Source organism: Streptomyces nymphaeiformis, assembly GCF_014203895.1.
GTDB lineage: Bacteria > Actinomycetota > Actinomycetes > Streptomycetales > Streptomycetaceae > Streptomyces > Streptomyces nymphaeiformis.
In genome coordinates this window covers 439,541-456,465 of record NZ_JACHJY010000002.1, presented here as the reverse complement: position 1 = coordinate 456,465, position 16,925 = coordinate 439,541, and the positions used below count along the sequence as shown (strand labels likewise).

General features: G+C 71.9%; 13 protein-coding genes. 9 read left to right on the top strand and 4 right to left on the bottom strand.

The features are described from left to right. Positions 1–19: 19 nt before the first annotated feature. The 6 genes from GGE06_RS07930 to GGE06_RS07905 are packed head-to-tail and all read left to right on the top strand — an operon-like array spanning position 20 to position 6,003. On the top strand, positions 20–1,045 hold the full coding sequence (locus GGE06_RS07930; protein ID WP_116157202.1) for an amidohydrolase family protein: 1,026 nt from the start codon (positions 20–22) through the stop codon (positions 1,043–1,045). 29 nt (positions 1,046–1,074) lie between these two features. Further along, positions 1,075–1,764 carry a 4-carboxy-4-hydroxy-2-oxoadipate aldolase/oxaloacetate decarboxylase gene (gene ligK / locus GGE06_RS07925; RefSeq protein ID WP_184930370.1) on the top strand — a complete coding sequence of 230 codons (690 nt, stop codon included), beginning with the start codon at positions 1,075–1,077 and terminating at the stop codon, positions 1,762–1,764. A gap of 9 nt (positions 1,765–1,773) precedes the next feature. Then, positions 1,774–2,694 (top strand): amidohydrolase family protein, encoded by a 921-nt coding sequence (locus GGE06_RS07920; protein WP_116157204.1) that lies wholly within the window; start codon positions 1,774–1,776, stop codon positions 2,692–2,694. A gap of 24 nt (positions 2,695–2,718) precedes the next feature. Continuing rightward, positions 2,719–4,023 (top strand): protocatechuate 4,5-dioxygenase subunit alpha, encoded by a 1,305-nt coding sequence (gene ligA, locus GGE06_RS07915; protein WP_184930369.1) that lies wholly within the window; start codon positions 2,719–2,721, stop codon positions 4,021–4,023. A gap of 1 nt (position 4,024) precedes the next feature. Then, the gene (locus tag GGE06_RS07910) at positions 4,025–4,999 is read left to right on the top strand and encodes a Gfo/Idh/MocA family oxidoreductase (protein WP_116157206.1); all 975 of its coding nucleotides are present in this window, start codon (positions 4,025–4,027) and stop codon (positions 4,997–4,999) included. A 2-nt stretch (positions 5,000–5,001) separates the two neighbouring features. After that, a complete protein-coding gene (locus GGE06_RS07905) occupies positions 5,002–6,003 on the top strand; it encodes an aldo/keto reductase (RefSeq protein ID WP_116157207.1) in 1,002 nt (333 codons plus the stop codon). Between the two features lie 186 nt (positions 6,004–6,189). Here GGE06_RS07905 and GGE06_RS07900 read toward each other — a convergent pair whose 3' ends face one another. Continuing rightward, entirely contained in the window at positions 6,190–7,275 is a 1,086-nt protein-coding gene (locus tag GGE06_RS07900) for a tyrosine-protein phosphatase (RefSeq protein ID WP_246532374.1), read from the bottom strand. A 168-nt stretch (positions 7,276–7,443) separates the two neighbouring features. Between GGE06_RS07900 and GGE06_RS07895 the strand changes: the two genes are divergently transcribed. Both GGE06_RS07895 and GGE06_RS07890 read left to right on the top strand, forming a co-directional pair. Further along, on the top strand, positions 7,444–8,175 hold the full coding sequence (locus tag GGE06_RS07895) for a hypothetical protein (protein WP_147321039.1): 732 nt from the start codon (positions 7,444–7,446) through the stop codon (positions 8,173–8,175). Beyond that, entirely contained in the window at positions 8,172–8,498 is a 327-nt protein-coding gene (locus GGE06_RS07890) for a winged helix-turn-helix domain-containing protein (RefSeq protein WP_184930368.1), read from the top strand. The genes GGE06_RS07895 and GGE06_RS07890 overlap by 4 nt, the downstream gene beginning before the upstream one ends. Here GGE06_RS07890 and GGE06_RS07885 read toward each other — a convergent pair. The 3 genes from GGE06_RS07885 to GGE06_RS07875 form a co-directional block, all read right to left on the bottom strand. Continuing rightward, positions 8,495–9,175: a DUF6445 family protein gene (locus GGE06_RS07885; RefSeq protein ID WP_184930367.1), complete on the bottom strand. Its 681-nt coding sequence runs from the start codon at positions 9,173–9,175 to the stop codon at positions 8,495–8,497. The two genes, GGE06_RS07890 and GGE06_RS07885, sit on opposite strands and share 4 nt — an antisense overlap. Before the next feature lie 108 nt (positions 9,176–9,283). Next, on the bottom strand, positions 9,284–10,363 hold the full coding sequence (locus GGE06_RS07880) for a hypothetical protein (RefSeq protein ID WP_116157211.1): 1,080 nt from the start codon (positions 10,361–10,363) through the stop codon (positions 9,284–9,286). Positions 10,364–10,397: 34 nt separating this feature from the next. Then, positions 10,398–15,188, bottom strand: coding sequence for a DUF6531 domain-containing protein (locus GGE06_RS07875; protein WP_184930366.1), 4,791 nt, complete (start codon positions 15,186–15,188; stop codon positions 10,398–10,400). A gap of 418 nt (positions 15,189–15,606) precedes the next feature. Here GGE06_RS07875 and GGE06_RS07870 point away from each other — a divergent pair, with 418 nt between their 5' ends. Further along, positions 15,607–16,890, top strand: coding sequence for an extracellular solute-binding protein (locus tag GGE06_RS07870; RefSeq protein ID WP_376773512.1), 1,284 nt, complete (start codon positions 15,607–15,609; stop codon positions 16,888–16,890). Positions 16,891–16,925 lie beyond the last annotated feature (35 nt).

Below are 16,925 nucleotides of genomic sequence, written 5' to 3'. Positions count from 1 at the left end.
CGACCTCAGGAGACACCCCATGATCATCGACTGTCACGGTCACTTCACCACCGCGCCGCCACAGCTCGCGCGGTGGCGGGACCGCCAGGTGGCGGCGGTCGGCAGCCCCGGGGACGCTCCCGACCCCGACTCCCTGGTCATCACCGACGACGACCTGCGCCGGGCGATCGAGGGCAACCAGCTGCGGCTCATGGACGAGCGCGGCAGCGACCTGACGATCTTCTCCCCGCGGGCCAGTTTCATGGCCCACCACATCGGCGACTTCCAGGTCTCCTCGACCTGGGCGCGGATCTGCAACGACCTGGTCCACCGGGTCAGCACGCTGTACCCCGAGCGCTTCGCGACGGGCGCGATGCTGCCGCAGTCCCCGGGGGTCGACCCCGCGACCTGCCTGCCCGAGCTGCGGCGCGCGGTCGAGGAACTGGGCGCGGTCACGGTCAACCTCAACCCCGATCCGTCGGGCGGGCGTTGGACCGCGCCGCCGCTGACGGACCGCAGCTGGTACCCGCTGTACGAGGCGATGGTCGAGTACGACATCCCCGCCATGATCCACGTCAGCACCTCGTGCAACCCCGCCTTCCACACGACCGGCGCCCACTACCTGAACGCCGACACCACGGCGTTCATGCAGCTGGTCCAGGGCGACCTGTTCGCCGACTTCCCGACGTTGCGGTTCGTGATCCCGCACGGCGGCGGGGCGGTGCCCTACCACTGGGGCCGGTTCCGCGGCCTGGCGATGGCGCTCGGGAAGCCGGACCCGGAGGCGCTGCTCGACAACGTCTTCTTCGACACCTGTGTCTACCACCAGGCCGGCATCGACCTGCTGACCCGGGTGATCCCCAGCCGGTCCGTCCTGTTCGCCAGCGAGATGATCGGCGCGGTCCGCGACGTCGACCCGCGCACCGGCCACCACTTCGACGACACGAAGCGCTACGTCGACGCCACCGAGCACCTGTCGGACGAGGGGCGTGCCGCCGTCTACTCCGGCAACGCCCTGCGCGTCTACCCCCGACTCGCCGCCCGCCTCGCCGCGGCCGGCCGCTGACCCCGTCGCTGACCCCAGGAGAAGTACGCATGGAACACACCGAGATCGGCGTCGTCCACACCAAGGTCGACCGTGCCGACCCCGCGGCCGTCGCGGAGCTGTCGAAGTTCGGCGTCGCGACGATCCACGAGGCCATGGGCCGGGTCGGCCTGATGCGCCCCTACCTGCGCCCGGTCTACCCGAAGGCCCGGATGTGCGGCACGGCCGTGACCGTGCTGCTCCAGCCCGGCGACAACTGGATGCTGCACGTCGCCGCCGAGCAGATCGAGGACGGGGACGTCGTCGTCGCGGCCTGCACGACCGAGAGCGAGGACGGCTTCTTCGGCGAGCTGCTCGCCACCTCGTTCCGCGCCCGGGGCTGCCGGGGCCTGGTCATCGACGGCGGTGTCCGCGACGTCGCCGACCTGGAGGGGATGGACTTCCCCGTCTTCTCCCGCGCGGTCAACGCCAAGGGGACGGTCAAGGCCACCCTCGGCTCGGTCAACGTGCCCGTGGTCTGCGGCAACGCCCTCGTCCGGCCCGGTGACGTGATCGTCGCCGACGCCGACGGCGTCGTCGTGGTGCCGCGCGAGCGGGCCGCCGAGGTGGCCGCCGCGTCGGCCGCGCGCGAGGCCAACGAGGAGGGCAAGCGCGCGCAGTTCCGCGCGGGCGCGTTGGGCCTGGACATGTACGGGATGCGCGGCCCGCTGGCCGAGCTCGGACTGCGGTACGAGGACTGAGGACGGCTCATGACCACGAGTTTCGAGAAGACCCCCGGCTGGCTGGACTGGTACGCCGGTCCCAGCCGCCCGGAGTTCCGGCTCCCCGACGGCGCCGTCGACGCGCACTGCCACGTCTTCGGCCCCGGCGCCGAGTTCCCGTACGCGCCCGAGCGCAAGTACACGCCGTGCGACGCCTCCAAGGACCAGCTCTTCGCACTCCGCGACCACCTCGGCTTCGCCCGCAACGTCGTGGTGCAGGCGACCTGTCACGGCGCCGACAACACCGCCATGGTCGACGCCCTGCGGGCCTCCGGCGGCCTCGCCCGGGGCGTGGCGACGCTGCGGCCCGACGTCACCGACGCGCAGGTGCGGGAGCTGCACGGGGCGGGCGTCCGCGGGGTGCGGTTCAACTTCGTCAAGCGCCTGGTGGACGCCGCGCCGAAGCAGGACCTGCTGGACATCGTCGAGAAGATCGCGCCGTACGGCTGGCACGTCGTCGTCTACTTCGAGGCCGCCGACCTCGCCGACCTGCGGGACTTCTTCCTCTCGATACCGGTGCCGCTGGTCATCGACCACATGGGCCGGCCGGACACCGCCAAGGACCCGGACGGGCCCGACTTCGAGGCGTTCCTGAACTTCATGCGGGCCCGGCCCGACATCTGGTGCAAGGTGACGTGCCCGGAGCGCCTCTCGGTGAGCGGCCCGCCGGCCCTCGACGGGGAGCAGCGGGCCTACCGCGACGTCGTCCCCTTCGCCCGGCGCGTCGTCGAGGAGTTCCCCGACCGGGTGCTGTGGGGCACCGACTGGCCGCACCCCAACCTCACCGACCACATGCCCGACGACGGGCTGCTCGTCGACTTCGTCCCGCACATCGCGCCGACGCCGGAGCTGCGGCGGAAGCTGCTCGTCGACAACCCGATGCGCCTGTACTGGCCCGACGCCGACTGACCCTCCCCCGATTGGAGCCCCAGCATGTCGCTGGACAAGACCTACAAGCTGGTACCGGGGACGACCATTTTCGACTCCGAGCAGTCGGCCAAGGGCTACCACCTCAACCAGTTCTGCATGTCGCTGATGACGGCGGAGAACCGCGCGAGCTACCTCGCCGACGAGCGCGCCTACCTGGACGCCTGGCCGCTGCGGGAGGAGCAGAAGCGGGCGTTGCTCGACCGCGACCTCAACGCGGCGATGCGCGAGGGCGGGAACATCTACTTCCTCGCCAAGTGGGGTGCCACGCTGGGCTTCTCGTTCCAGCAGATGGCGGGCTCGATGACCGGCATGACCGAGCAGGAGTACCGCGACATGATGGTCGGCGGCGGACGCCCGGTCGAGGGGAACCGCATCGACCACGCCGTCCTCGAAGCGGCCCACGCCCCGGCGGCCCCCGCCGAGCACGCCACGATCACCGGTGCCGTCTTCACCTCGCACGTGCCGGCGATCGGCGCGGCACTCGACCACGGCAAGACCGACGAGCCGTACTGGCAGCCGGTCTTCGCGGGGTACGAGTACTCCAGGGCGTGGGAGCGGGAGAACGTCCCCGACGTGGTCTTCCTGGTCTACAACGACCACGCCAGCGCCTTCGACCAGTCGATGATCCCGACCTTCGTGCTCGGCACCGGCGCCTCCTACCCCGTCGCCGACGAGGGGTACGGGCCCCGCCCCGTGCCCGGCGTCGAGGGCGACCCCGACCTGGCCGCGCACATCGCGCACTCCCTGATCCGGGACGACTTCGACCTGACCCTCGCCAACGAGATGGCCGTCGACCACGGACTGACCGTCCCGCTGTCGCTGATGTTCGGCGACGTGGAGAAGTGGCCGTGCAAGGTCATCCCGTTCCACGTCAACGTGGTGCAGTACCCGGTGCCCTCCGGCGCCCGGTGCTTCAAGCTCGGCCAGGCCCTGCGCAAGGCGATCGAGTCGTACGACCGGCCGCTCGAGGTGCAGGTGTGGGGCACCGGCGGCATGAGCCACCAGCTCCAGGGCCCGCGCGCCGGACTGATCAACCGGGAGTGGGACAACGCCTTCCTCGACCGGCTGGTCGAGGGCCCCGCCGACCTGGCCGAGGTCCCCCACCTGGAGTACGTCGAGGAGGCCGGCTCCGAGGGCATCGAGCTGGTCATGTGGCTGATCGCCCGCGGCGCGATGAGCGATGTCGACGGCTCCGGCGAGGTCGAGGTCAAGCACCGCTTCTACCATGTGCCGGCGTCGAACACCGCCGTCGGCCACCTGATCCTGGAAAACCGCCCCCGGGCCGAAGAGCCCGCCGAGAAGGAGTGACATGACTGACGACCGGACCCTGCGGATCGCCCTGGCCGGGGGCGGCGCCTTCGGCGCCAAGCACGCGGCCGCGCTGAAGCGGATCGAGGGCGTCGAGGTGGCCGCCGTCGTGAGCAGCAGCCTCGAACGCGCCCGGAAGTTCGCCGCGGAGCAGGGCGTGGGCCGCGCCGTCGCCTCCCTGGACGAGGTCCTCGCGATGGACGACGTCGACGCCGTCGTCCTCGCCACGCCCACCCAGCTGCACGCCGCGCAGACGCTGGCCTGCCTGGAGGCGGGCAAGCACGTGCAGGTGGAGATCCCGCTCGCCGACTCGCTGGGCGACGCCGAGGCGTGTCTGGCGGCGCAGGAGCGCACCGGGCTCGTCGCGATGGTGGGCCACACCCGGCGCTTCAACCCGAGCCACCAGTGGGTGCGGCGGCGGATCGAGGCCGGCGAGTTCGGCATCCAGCAGATGGACGTGCAGACGTACTTCTTCCGCCGGAAGAACCTCAACGCGCTCGGGCAGCCGCGCTCCTGGACCGACCACCTGCTGTGGCACCACGCCGCGCACACCGTCGACCTGTTCGCCTACCAGGCCGGTTCGCCGATCGTGCAGGCGAACGCGATCCAGGGGCCGATCCACCCCGAGCTGGGCATCGCGATGGACATGTCGATCCAGCTGCGCGCGGCGAACGGCGCCATCTGCACGCTGTCGCTGTCGTTCAACAACGACGGCCCGCTGGGCACCTTCTTCCGCTACATCGGCGACTCCGGCACGTACATCGCCCGGTACGACGACCTGTTCACCGGCAAGGAGGAGCCGATCGACGTGAGCGGCGTCGACGTGTCGATGGACGGCATCGAGCTCCAGGACCGCGAGTTCGCCGCCGCGATCCGCGAGGGCCGGGAGCCCAACTCCTCCATCGCCCAGGTGCTGTCCTGCTACCGGACGCTCGCGGCCCTGGAGGAGCAGCTGAACGCGGCCGCGGGCTCGTGAGCATGCCGACGGCCCGCCGGATCGGGCCCTTCGAGGTCCCGGCCGTCGGCCTGGGCTGCATGAACCTGAGCCACGCGTACGGCGTGGCGCCGACGCCGGAGGAGGCCGAACGGCTCCTGCTGACGGCCGTGGAGGAGGGCGTGACGCTCTTCGACACCGCCGCGCTGTACGGCTTCGGCGCCAACGAGGAGCTGGTCGGCCGGGTGCTCGCCGGCCACCGGGACCGGATCGTGCTTGCCAGCAAGTGCGGGATGACCGGGGTCGACGGCCGCCGGGTCATCGACGGACGCCCGGAGACGATCCGGCGCACCGCCGACGAGGCGCTGGCCCGGCTCCGTACCGATGTCATCGACGTCTACCACCTGCACCGGCTCGACCGGAAGGTGCCGGTCGAGGAGAGCGTCGGGGCGATGGCCGAGCTGGTAGCGGCCGGGAAGGTGCGCGCCCTGGGGCTGTCGGAGGTGTCGGCCGCGACCCTGCGCCGGGCGCACGCCGTGCACCCGATCGCCGCGCTGCAGAACGAGTACAGCCTCTGGTCGCGCAATCCCGAGGAGGGCACGCTGGCGGCGGCCCGCGAACTCGGGGTGGCGCTGGTGGCCTTCAGCCCGCTGGCCCGCGGCGTGCTCACCGACGCCCCGCCGGACCTGGACGCGCTCCCGGCCTCCGACATCCGGCGGGGCATGCCGCGCTTCGACGCCCGGCACTACCCGGCCAACCTGGCTCGGCGCTCCGAGCTGGCCCGGCTCGCCGAGCAGGCCGGCATCGGCCTTCCTCGGCTGGCCCTGGCCTGGGTCCTCTCCCGGGGTCCCCACGTCATCGCGATCCCGGGAACCCGGTCGGTGGCACACCTGCGGGAGAACCTCTCGACGCTCGACGCCGACGTGCCCGGCGAGGTGCTCGACACGGCGGGGCGCCTGCTGAACAGCGCGACCGTGCACGGCCCCCGCTACAACGAGGCCACCCTCGCCGAGATCGACACCGAGCGCTGCGGGCGCGCGGGCTGACCGGGGCTCACGGGCCGCCGCGTCGGCGGCGGCCCGTGAGCGGCGGGTCAGCAGACCTCCAGCGCGTAGAGGCGTGCGGCCTCACGACGTGGCCCGAGCAGGACCGGCGCGCGCTCGTCGCGGAGGTCGGTTCGAACACCGCCCCGGGGCTCGCCCGTCCCCGCGTCGCTCCCCCGCCGACCGGGCTCAGCCGACGAGGAGGGCCTTCTTCAGCCGCTTCAGCTCGCGGTGGTCGATGCCGAGGGCGTCCTTGAGGTAGCGGTCGAAGGAGCCGTACGTCGCCTCGACCTCGTCGTAGCCGGAGTTGAGGTACTCGGCGCGGACGTCGAGGAGCGGCTTGTAGACGGCGGCCTGCTGCGGCGGCAGGTGGCCGAGGAGGGCGTCGTTGGCGGCCTTGCGGTACGTGTTGCTGGCGAGGTAGTCGGCCATGACGGTCTCCCTCGGCACGCCGAGGGCGGTCAGCAGGGCCGCGTTGGACCATCCGGTGCGGTCCTTGCCCGCCGTGCAGTGGAAGAGCACGGAACGCTCGTCGTCCTCGCCCATCGCGTCGAGCACCTGGCCGTACGCCTTCTTGCCACCGTCGCCGCTGACCATGGCCTTCTCCGCGTCGATCATCATCCGCTCCGCCTCGGCGGGGGTCCTCGGCATGCTCGGGAAGGCGCCCGAGCCGGCGAAGACGTCCGCGACGACGTAGTCGGCGCCGGCGGGGACCTTGTCGGGGTCCTTGGCGCGCTCGTCCTCCATGCGCAGGTCGAAGACGGTCTTGACGCGCAGGCGCCGGAGCTTGGCCTGGTCCTCGTCGGTCAGGTGGTTCAGGGCGTCGGAGCGGTAGACCTCGCCCATCCTGACCCACTGGCCGTTCTCGGTGCGGTAGCCGCCGGCGTCGCGGAGGTTGACCGTGCCGGAGAGCTTGACGAGCCGGTCGGCGAGTCGCAGGCCCTGGCCGCGGTCGGCCTCGAACCAGAACCACTGGCGGTCGGCGGCGGGCAGGCCGGTGACCACCGCGCGGCCCGTGGCGGCGCCCCGTGCGACGACCCTGCCGTTGGCGCGGATCTCGACGCGCGTGACGCCCTCCGCCTTCCAGGCGAGGGTGAAGGAGCCGTCGGCCTCGGCCGTGACGGTGGCCTCGGTGAACGGAACGGCCCGGCCGGAGTGGTGCTGTTCGGGGTTCCGCGGCTGGTCCCACGCGGCGGCGGTGGCGGCCGGCGCGAGCGGCACGGAGAGGGCGAGGGCGGAGGCGACGGCGGTCGCGGACAGAGTGGCCTTGTTCATGGCCGTGAGACTGGGCGGCCGGGGCGAACCTCGCATGAACGCGGAATGGCTGGAGGGCACCCCACCGAAGACAAGTGGCACAACGTGCCATTCATGCAAGGCGTGCAGGCGACAGGCGACGGACTCGACTCTCTTGTCACAACTGGTTTGTGATGCAAAGCTGACGGCATGACAGACGCATCGATGCCCTCACCCGGCACGCCCCGCGACGTCCTCGCCGGCCTCGGCGACCTCACCCGCAAGGTCCGTGCCGCGCAGCGCGGCACCTGGTTCCCGCTCCTGCTGATGGGGCTGCTCACCCTGGGCGGGATCCTCGTCGGCCGCTTCACCACCGAGGTCGAGACCGTCCCCTGCCCGACGGGCGGCAGCTGCACCCTGGTCAGCCAGGGCTCGCCGGTCTACTGGCCCGTCGGGCTCGCCCTGGCCTACACCGCGACGGCGTACTTCTACGTCCGCCGCTCCCGTTCCCGTGGCGTCGGCACACCCGTCCGCCCGTACGTCCTGACCGGCATCGCCCTGGTCGCGCTGTCGAGCGCCACCGCCCTCTGGACCCTGCGCCACGGGATCCCGGGCCCCGGCGAGCAGGTCGACCTCTGGGGCCTGCACCTCGACCCCGGCTCCGGTGTCACGCTGTTCCTCGAACGGCTCGCCGGGAACGCCACGGCCGTCGGGCTGCCGCTCCTCGTCCTCGCCCGGGTGGAGCGCAGCCGCGCCCTGCTGCTGCTCGCCGTCGCCTACCTGGCCGTCGAACTGGTCCCGCTGCCGACCGGCTGGGCGGGGATCCCCGCCACCTCGGCCTGGGCCTCCCTGCCCCACTTCGCCGTCCCCGGCGTGCTCCTCCTGCTCGGCGCCCTCGGCTTCCGCCTGGCCGAGCCGACCGGACGGCGCAGCGCGGCATGACCGATCAGCCCGAACCGCACCCCGTCACCGGTCTGGACGACGTCGTCCACCAGCGCGTCCGCCTCGGCATCCTCACCGTCGCCCACCAGGCGCGCCGCGTCGAGTTCGGCTTCCTGCGCACGGCGCTCGGCCTCACGGCCGGAAACCTCAGCCAGCACCTGTCCGTCCTGGAGAAGGCCGGACTGATCGACATCGAGAAGGGCTACGAGGGCAAGCGCGCCCGCACCTGGCTCTCCCTCACCCCCTCCGGCGATCGCGCCCTCAAGGACGAGGTCACCCAGCTCAAGCGGCTCATCCAGCAGATCGAACAGGGCGGCTCCTAGGCCATCCAGAAGAAGACGGCCGTCATCCGCTTGTCCTCCAGGGTGGTGCCCGCGTACGCGGTCGCGGTGTGGATGAGGTTGGCCGAGTACAGCAGCAGGCGGTTGTAGCGGGGCGGGACGCGCAGGTCCTCGGTGAAGGAGTCCGCCGGCACGAAGCGGGTGCCGAGCGCGTCGACCAGGTTGTTGTGCGGGGCGAGCACCTGGTTGCCGCCGAGGACACCGCCCGGCAGGTTCTGGCGGTAGAAGCTGGTGCCGCAGTCCTTGGGCAGGTCCGGGCTCAGGTACAGCACCGCCGCGTACCGGCACAGGCTCCGGGAGTCGGTGTGCGGGCGCGGTTCGCACTCGCCCTCGCCGACGACCTGGACGCAGTTGTGGTTGAAGGTGCCGCCGCCGACGGGGTCCACGGTCCAGAGCTTCTGCACCCCGACGGTCTTCCGTACCAGCTTCTCCACATGGGCGAGTTCGGCCGGTTCGAGGCCGGGCATCGTGCGCAGGCCCGGCCACGGCTCGGGCTTGTGGGGGTAGCCCTCGACCCAGTCGTCCCGTTCGAGCATGCGGACACGTACGGCGTCGGGGTCGGGCAGGACGTCGTCGAGGATCCAGTAGTCGCGACCGCGGGTGGGTCTGCGGTACGGCAGGACCTGGACCTGGCTGGTGCGTGGGGGGTTCGTCGCCATGCAGCGAACGCTAGTGCGGGGGCTGACGCCACCCGCCAAAGCGCCGCCAAGACTGCGGCAAGACATCGTCATGCAGGCAATCCGCAGGAAAAGTCGGCCGCGAGGGGGTCACTGGAAGCTGAGCCGGTGCGGGTGGTCCGGGTCGGCCGGGCAGGTGTGGACGCGCATGAGACCGCGGCCCAGGTAGACGCCGACCGGGTCGATGACCCGCGGGTCGTCCGCCGCGTCGCGGTCCTCGACCGGCAGCCAGCTGCGCGAGGCGCCGTCGCACTCCACCCTGGCGACGGTGAGCAGCGGCGGCATCGGCGTCCCGCACGTGGCGCAGTCCACGGGCCTGGGGTCGGTCAGGTGCCAGGAGGCGAAGCCTCCGACCTTCCAGCCGGGGGCGATCGAGAGGTCGCTCATGTAGTCGATCTCTTCGGGCTCCTGCGCGCGGGCGGCGGCCATGGCGGCCTCGTACTCCTCGTACGTCGCGTAGCTCGCGGGCGAGGAGGAGTCGTACGCGTCGTCCTCGTCCTCGTCGAGGAGGCCCTCCTCCCACTCGGCGATCTCCTCCTGGAGCTCCTCCCCGAGCAGCCCGAGGTACTCGTGCTCGACGACCTGTTCCGGGTGGACGACGCAGGAGGTGGGGACGCACTCCTCGCGCCCCGCGACCGGCGGTTCGGGCTGCGGGGCGAGCACCGCGCCGACGTCGGCCGAGCGGCGCCAGCGCAGCCGGACGTCGATGGTCCGCTCGGGGCCGTGGGCCTCGAAGGGGCACCAGAAGACCTGGAGCAGGTCGTGCCCCTCGGGCCCGACGAGGTCCGGGACGTCCCGGGTGTGGAGCTGGGCGACGGCGAGCAGCGGCAGCGGGTCCTCGTCGCGGAGCTCGGGGACGTGCGTTCCCCTCGCCATCCCGTCGAGGAGCCGCCGCTCCTCGACGGTGAACTCCCGCCCCCGGGCCTCGTCCTGGATGCGCCGGCGGAGCCGTACGTCGGTCAGCAGGTGTCCCGTGCCCTTGGGGTGTACGGCGGTGCACACCGGCCACGGCTCGTCGGCGGGCCAGAGGAGCGGCCCCGCCACCGAGCTCTCCTCCGGCTTCGCCGTGCCCTGCCGGGGGTGCAGTCGCGTGGTCGTCCGCCGGTGCCGGGCGAGCGCGGGGAACACCGCTTCGACGTCGACGGGGCGCGGGGGCGTGGTGCGGGTCATGCGCGGATCCTCCAGGGGCGGTTCGGTTGCGATGCTATAGGCCCGGTACGGCGGTCCGGACGCCCGCGGCCGGATTCTCGATGCTGTGGGTGAACGAGAAGCCCTTGTTGCCGAAGGCCGTGAACTCCAGCCGGATCGGGATCGGGTTGGAGCCCGCGTAGATCGGCTTGATGTGGTACTGCACGACCTCCTTGTTCTTCGTCACCTGGTCGAAGATGACCTGCTCCACCTGGTCGCGCTGGTCGGGCGAGTTGGTCGGGGTCTGGGTCTGGGTGACGAGGTTGTGCCAGGCCAGGCGCCCCTTGCCCGCGCCGCCGAGCCGGTCGGCGAGGAGGTGGCCGCGGGCCTCGTTGAAGGCGGTGCCGTCGCCGCGCCAGCCCGGCGGCTTGAGCTTTCCGGCCTCCGTGCCCTTCTTCGCGTCGATGATCTCGGGCCGCAGGCAGGCATAGACGCCGGTGGGCCTGCCCAGGTGGTCGAGGCGTCCGTACCGGATCGAGCCGTCCCAGTCGTAGGCGTCCATCTGGCACCGCTTGGGCGCCAGGCCGAGGGGGTCGGTCCACACCCACGGATTGACCACGTACGTCGAGGGGTTGGGCGCCGGGGCGAGGCCGAGCGGGTCGGGGCTCGTGAAGCGTGCGGTGTCGGGGTCGTAGTGCCGGAAGTAGCTGGAATGGAGGCCGGTCTCGGGGTCGGCGTACTGCCCGGGGAAGCGCAGCGGGATGTAGGCGGTGGCGGCCGTGTTCCATCCCGTGGTGCCCCAGGTGGTGGACCGGCTGCGCCAGGCCGTGTCCCCTTCCGCGGAGACCAGTTCGGTGGGGGTGCCGACCAGGTCGGTGACGACGGCGAAGAAGCGCGCGTCGACCTCGTCGTCGTCCAGCGGCCTGCGCTCGTACTGGACGAGGGGCCGGTGGCCCTCGTACTCCCAGGTGAGGATGGTGCCGGCGGTCTCGTCGTACTGCTCGACGAGGAGGGGGCCGTCCCAGGTGAAGCGGATCGTCTCGACGACCGTGGTGCCGTCGGCCGCCATCCGGTGCTTGGCGCTGCGGCGGCCGAGCGGGTCGTAGGCGTAGGTCCACAGGGTGCCGTCGGGCGTGGTGCAGGAGACCAGGCGGTCCTCGGCGTCGTAGGCGTACCGCCATGCGTCGGGCTTGCGGGAGAGGCGGGTGCGGCGGCGCAGGACGACCCGGCCGGCGGCGTCGTGCTCGTAGTGGACGGCGCCTGCGGAGACCAGGTGGGCGCCCTCGTATGCGCGCGGGCCGCGGGCCTCGGTGTGGCCTGCGGCCTCGGGCCATTCGGCCGAGGTCTGGTTGCCGGCCGCGTCGTACGCGTACCGCTCGACCCAGTCGGGTGCCTCGACGGACAGCGGCCTGCCCACCGGGTCGAGGGTGATGCGCTTGTCCCGGCGCGTGCGGTTTCCCGTGGTCTCGCCCAGGGTGACGGGGTAGCCGTCGGCGCGGTAGGCGTAGTCGCGGGCGCGCACCGGGTCCGGTGAACCGGGCGCCGTCAGCGTCTGGCCGACGGGACGGCCGATCCGGTCCCAGTCGGTGGTGAGCGTGGTGGCCGACCCGGGGGCGCCCCAGCTGCGGGTGAGTTCGCGGCCGAGGGGGTCGTGGGTGAAGGTGAGCGCGTGGCCGCCGGTGACGAGGGCGACCCGGTCTCCCGCCGCGTCGTACAGGAGCCGGCTGATCGCGCCGGTCGGCGTGATGCGCATGACGCGGCGTCCGGCCGTGTCGTAGGCGTGCCGGAGGGTGCGTCCGTCGACGGTCTCGGCGAGGGGCCGGCCGAGCGCGTCCCGTTCGACGGTGAGCGTGGAGGTGGCGGTGCGCGCCTCGACGAGGGCGCCGGAGCGGTCGTAGGCGTAGTGGGTCACGGCGCCGTCGGCGTTCCGCGCCGTCAGGCGGTCCATGGCGTCCCAGGTGTAGGCGACGGTCCGGCCGAGGGCCGTGGTGCGGCTGGTCAGCCGGTTCGCGGCGTCGTAGCCGTACGAGAGGTCCCGGCCGTCGAAGTCGGTCTCCGCCTCCAGGCGTCCGGCCGCGTCGTAGCGGTAGTGCCAGTCCTGGCCGAGCGGGTTGGTCACCCGCAGCAGCCGCAGTTCGGTGTCGTAGCGCAGTTCGTGGCGGGCGCCGTCGGGCGCGAGGCGGGCGACGGGCTTGTCGAAGGGGCCGTACTCGGTGGTCCAGACGCCGCCGGCGGCGTCGGTGTACGCCAGGCAGTTGCCCTCCGCGTCCCAGCTCCAGGACTCCCGCGTGCCGTCGGCGGCGACGCGGTGCCGCAGGCGGTCGTCGTGGTCCCAGGAGAACTCCTCGCGCCCGCCGGCCGGGTCGGTGATCACGAGGGGCCGGCCGCGGTGGTCGCGCTCCACGGTGGCCACCCCGCCGTCGGTTCCGGTGATCTCCAGCGGGAGGCCGGCGCGGTCGGAGCGGATGCGGAGGGTGGCGCCGAGCGGGTCGCTGACGGAGGCGACGGCGCCCGTGGCGTCGTGGGTGAAGCGGGTGACCGCGCCGTCGGGGCCTTCGGTGGAGGTGCAGTTGCCGAGCTCGTCGAAGGTCTGCCGCCACGGCGTGCCGTCGGCCGCGACGACCTCCAGCGGCAGGTTCCGTTCGTCGTAGCGGGCGGTCGCGGTGCTCCCGTCGGGCAGCCGGACCTCGACGAGGTTCCCCGCCTCGTCCCAGGTGAGTTCGGTGGTGTGGCCGAGGGGGTCGGTGCGGGTGAGGGGGCGGTCGTACGGGTCCCAGGTGAGGCGGGTGGTGTGGCCGAGGGGGTCGGTCTCGGCGACGACCTGGAGCCGGTCGTCGAGGACGAGGGTGGTGGTGGCGCCCGTGGAGTCGGTGTACCGCGTGACGCGGTGGCCGGTGTCGGGGTGGACGTCGTAGGCGAACCGCGAGGAGAGGATGCCGTCGGGGCCGACGGTGCCGGAGACCCGGCCCTCGGCGTCGTAGACGTACCGGAACGTGGTGTCGTTGCGGTCGGTCCACGACGTGATCCTGCTGTCGCCGTCGTACGAGAAGGTCATGGCCGGCCCGGCGGGGCCTTCGGGGCCGGTCAGCCGGGTGAGGTCGCCCGACGGGGAGTAGGCGTAGCCCACGACCGCGGCCGGTTCCCCGGGCCCGCGGACGGCGAGGCCGGTGACGCGCGAGGCGTCGGCCGCTATCTGGAGGACGTAGCCGCCCGAGTGCGAGACGGCGGTCGGCGCGCCGTCGGAGCGGCGCGAGAAGGCGATGCGGTTGCCGTTGCGGTCCTCGATCGCGGACAGCCAGTAGGCGGTGGAGCTGCGGTAGGGGCTGCCGGTGTAGACGCGGACCTGGCCGCTGTGCGGATCGTGGATCTCGTACGAGGTCTCGTCGCCGGACACGCCGCCGTGCGCGAGCGGCAGGCGGTCGCCCTCCAGGGGCATGACCCGGTCGTCGCCGGGGCGGGGCAGCCGGGGGTAGATCAGGACCGCTCCGTCCTCGCGGGCCCAGATCGCGCCGCCGCCCGAGGCGTCGACCTCGATCCGCTCGTCGAGGGTCGAGGCCCAACTGCGGCCGAACCACTGGCCGTAGCGGTAGGTGGAGACGTGGGTGCGGCGCAGGACGAGCGGCAGGACGCCGGGCAGGGTGAGGTCCGTCTGGGGCAGCAGCATCTTGCCGGTGGCGACGTCGACGGGGTCGTTCTTGCAGACCGTCTTGTCGAGGGAGACGCCGTTGGCGCGCGGGTCGTCCTTGGCGTCGCTGACCGAGTTGGGCCTCGTCCGTACGTCGTCGTGGTCCTTGCGCGGCGATCCGTTCCCCTTGCCGCCGTGGTCGTTGTCGTGGTCGCCCTTGCGCTGGCGGGCGAAGCGGTCCCGGAGGTCGTCGTCGGTGTTCTTGTGGTCGACCGAGATCTGCTTGACGACCTTCGGCAGCGTCTGGCCGACGTGGTCGCCCATCGACTTCGCCGCCTTGGTCAAAGCCTCCATCGCCTTGTCCGCGACCGGGTCGATCGCGTCCGCGATCGAGTCACGCCCCCGGGTGCGGCCGTGCGCCGTCTTCGCCTTCGTGAGTTTGCCCGTCGTCTTCCCGTGGATCCGCACGCTCACGGTGTTGAGCTGGGTCGAGGCGTGGTCGTGCTCGTCGTGCTCGATGTGCAGGTTCTTCAGACCGCTGCCCGGGCCTTTCGAACCGCTCCCGGCCGAGGCCAGGTTCATGGCCTCCTTGCCGGACTGCACTCCGTCCTTGAACCCGTCCGTACCGGCCTTCTTGGTCTGGTCGAGGTCCACCCCGTCCTGCAGCCCGATCGCCATCGCGCCCAGCTGCACGACCAGGTCCGCCGCCATGCCCTCCAGGGCCGCCACCGCCGGCTCGGTCAGCGCCGACACGACGTACCCGACGGCCTCCTCCACACACTCCTTGATCAGCCGCTTGACCACCTCCTGCGTGGCCCGCATCGCCCCCGCGCCGATCAACGACGACAGACCGAACGTCACCGGGATCAGCGAGATCGCGATGCCCGCCTCGGAGGCCAGATAGCCCAGCTGCACCAGGGCCGCCAGCTTCATCCCCTCGACCGCACCGGCCGCCAGGTCCAGACCGCCCGCGATCGTCCGGGCCGCACCGGCGATGTCCTTGAAGTGCTTGCCCTTGACCTTCTGCCAGTGCTCGTCGAGGGCGTCGATCGCCTCGCCCTCGCCCGAGGACAGCAGCCGCTCGAAATGGTTGTTCGCGAGCTGGCCGTCGTCCTCCAGGTCGTCCGCGAACTCCCGCAGCGCGTCCGCCATCTCGCGGTACGCGTCCTCGTCGACGTTCGGCCAGGCCACACCTATCAGGTCGAGAAGGGTGTCCGCCCAGTCCGGCACCGTGACAGCCACGTTGTGTTCCCCCGTCCGTGGAGTCTCCTCCCGCCGGTCGATTCGACCGGCCTCAACAGTCGTACCACGAACCCCTGGTGAATGATCGTCACGGGAGGCGAACCTCCACGCACCCTCCCCGAACGCCCGGCCGGGACCGGGCGGCCGGCCTCCGGCCTCCACGAGCGCGGTGCCAGGCGGTGGCGGCGGTCGGCAGCGGTCCCGGCCGCCACAGGACGCACCGGGCGGCAGCCGGCGGATCCGGGTTCTACGCGCGTCATCATCGGCATGGCCATATCGGCACCGCCATATCGGAAAACACCAAGGGGAATGCCTGGGATTGGAGCAATGGCATAACCGTCGAGTAGGGGGCGAAATATGGCCTCTGGCCAGGAGAGAATTCCGGACGCACTGTCCAAAAGAGCAAGAGGAATGACCCGTGCGACCGAGACTCTTCGGCATGACCGCCTCCGTGGCCGCTTTCGGCCTCCTGGGTTCCCTCGCCACCGCCTGCGGCTCGTCCGGGAGCGACGGGTCCACGCTGCGTCTGGTGGCCCCCGAGTACGGCGACAGCCCGGCGACCAGTTCCAAGGCGTACTGGGACAAGCTGACCGCCGCCTTCACGGCCGCCCACCCCGGCAAGAAGGTGGAGGTGACGCTGTACCCGTGGGCCGACGTCGACCGCGAGGTGACGCGCATGGTCCAGGAGGACGACGCCCCGGACGTCGCCCTGATGGGCGCGTACTCCGACTTCGCCGCGCAGGGCCGCCTCTACTCCGCCGACGAACTGCTGTCGATCAGGGCGGAGGCGAACTTCCTGCGGCCGCTCGTGGCGGCGGGGTCGGTCGACAACACGCTCTTCGGCCTGCCCTTCGTGGCCAGCAGCCGGCTGCTCTTCTACAACGAGGACCTGTTCGACAAGGCCGGCGCGAAGCCCCCGAAGACCTGGTCGGACCTGAAGAAGGCGGCGGAGGAGCTGAAGAAGGTGGGGGTGCGCTACCCGTACGCCCTGCCGCTCGGTCCCGAGGAGGCACACGCCGAGGCACTGATCTGGGAGCTGAGCAACGGCGGCGGGTACACCGACGTCAGTGGCGGCTACAGCATCGCCTCCGAGCAGAACACGCAGACCTTCCGCTGGATCAAGGAGAACCTGGTCGCGCCGGGTCTGACCGGCCCGGTTCCGCCGGCGCGGCTCAACCGGCAGGACGCCTTCGCCGCGTTCCTGCGCGGTGACGTCGGCATGGTCAACGGCTATCCGTCGCTCCTCCACGAGGCGAGGGCGCGGGGCATGAAGGTCGGCACGCTCAGCATGCCGGTGTCGGACACGCTGGGCGAGGGGAAGAAGCCGCCGGCGGCGGGCGTCGCCGACTGGATGATGGCCTTCCGGCACGACGGCAACCGTGAACTGGTCGGCTCGTTCCTGGACTTCGTCTACCAGGACAAGAACCTCAGCGAGTTCGCCGGGCGCTACCACCTGCTGCCGTCGACGGTGTCCGCCTCCGAGGCCTCCGAGGGCTCGGCCGCGGACGACCACAGCACCGAGCAGTTCTTCACCGCGCTGAACAGTGCCCAGCTCTACCCGGTCAACGAACCGTCCTGGCTGAAGGTCAGCGACACCATCAAGCGGAACATCGGCAAGGCCGTCGCGCCGTCCGCCGACCCGAAGGCCGTCCTCGAGGACATCGCCGACCAGGCCCGGGAAGCGCAGCAGGAGCAGCAGTAGCGGGTCCCGGGTCTCCCCGCTCACAGCGGTACCGG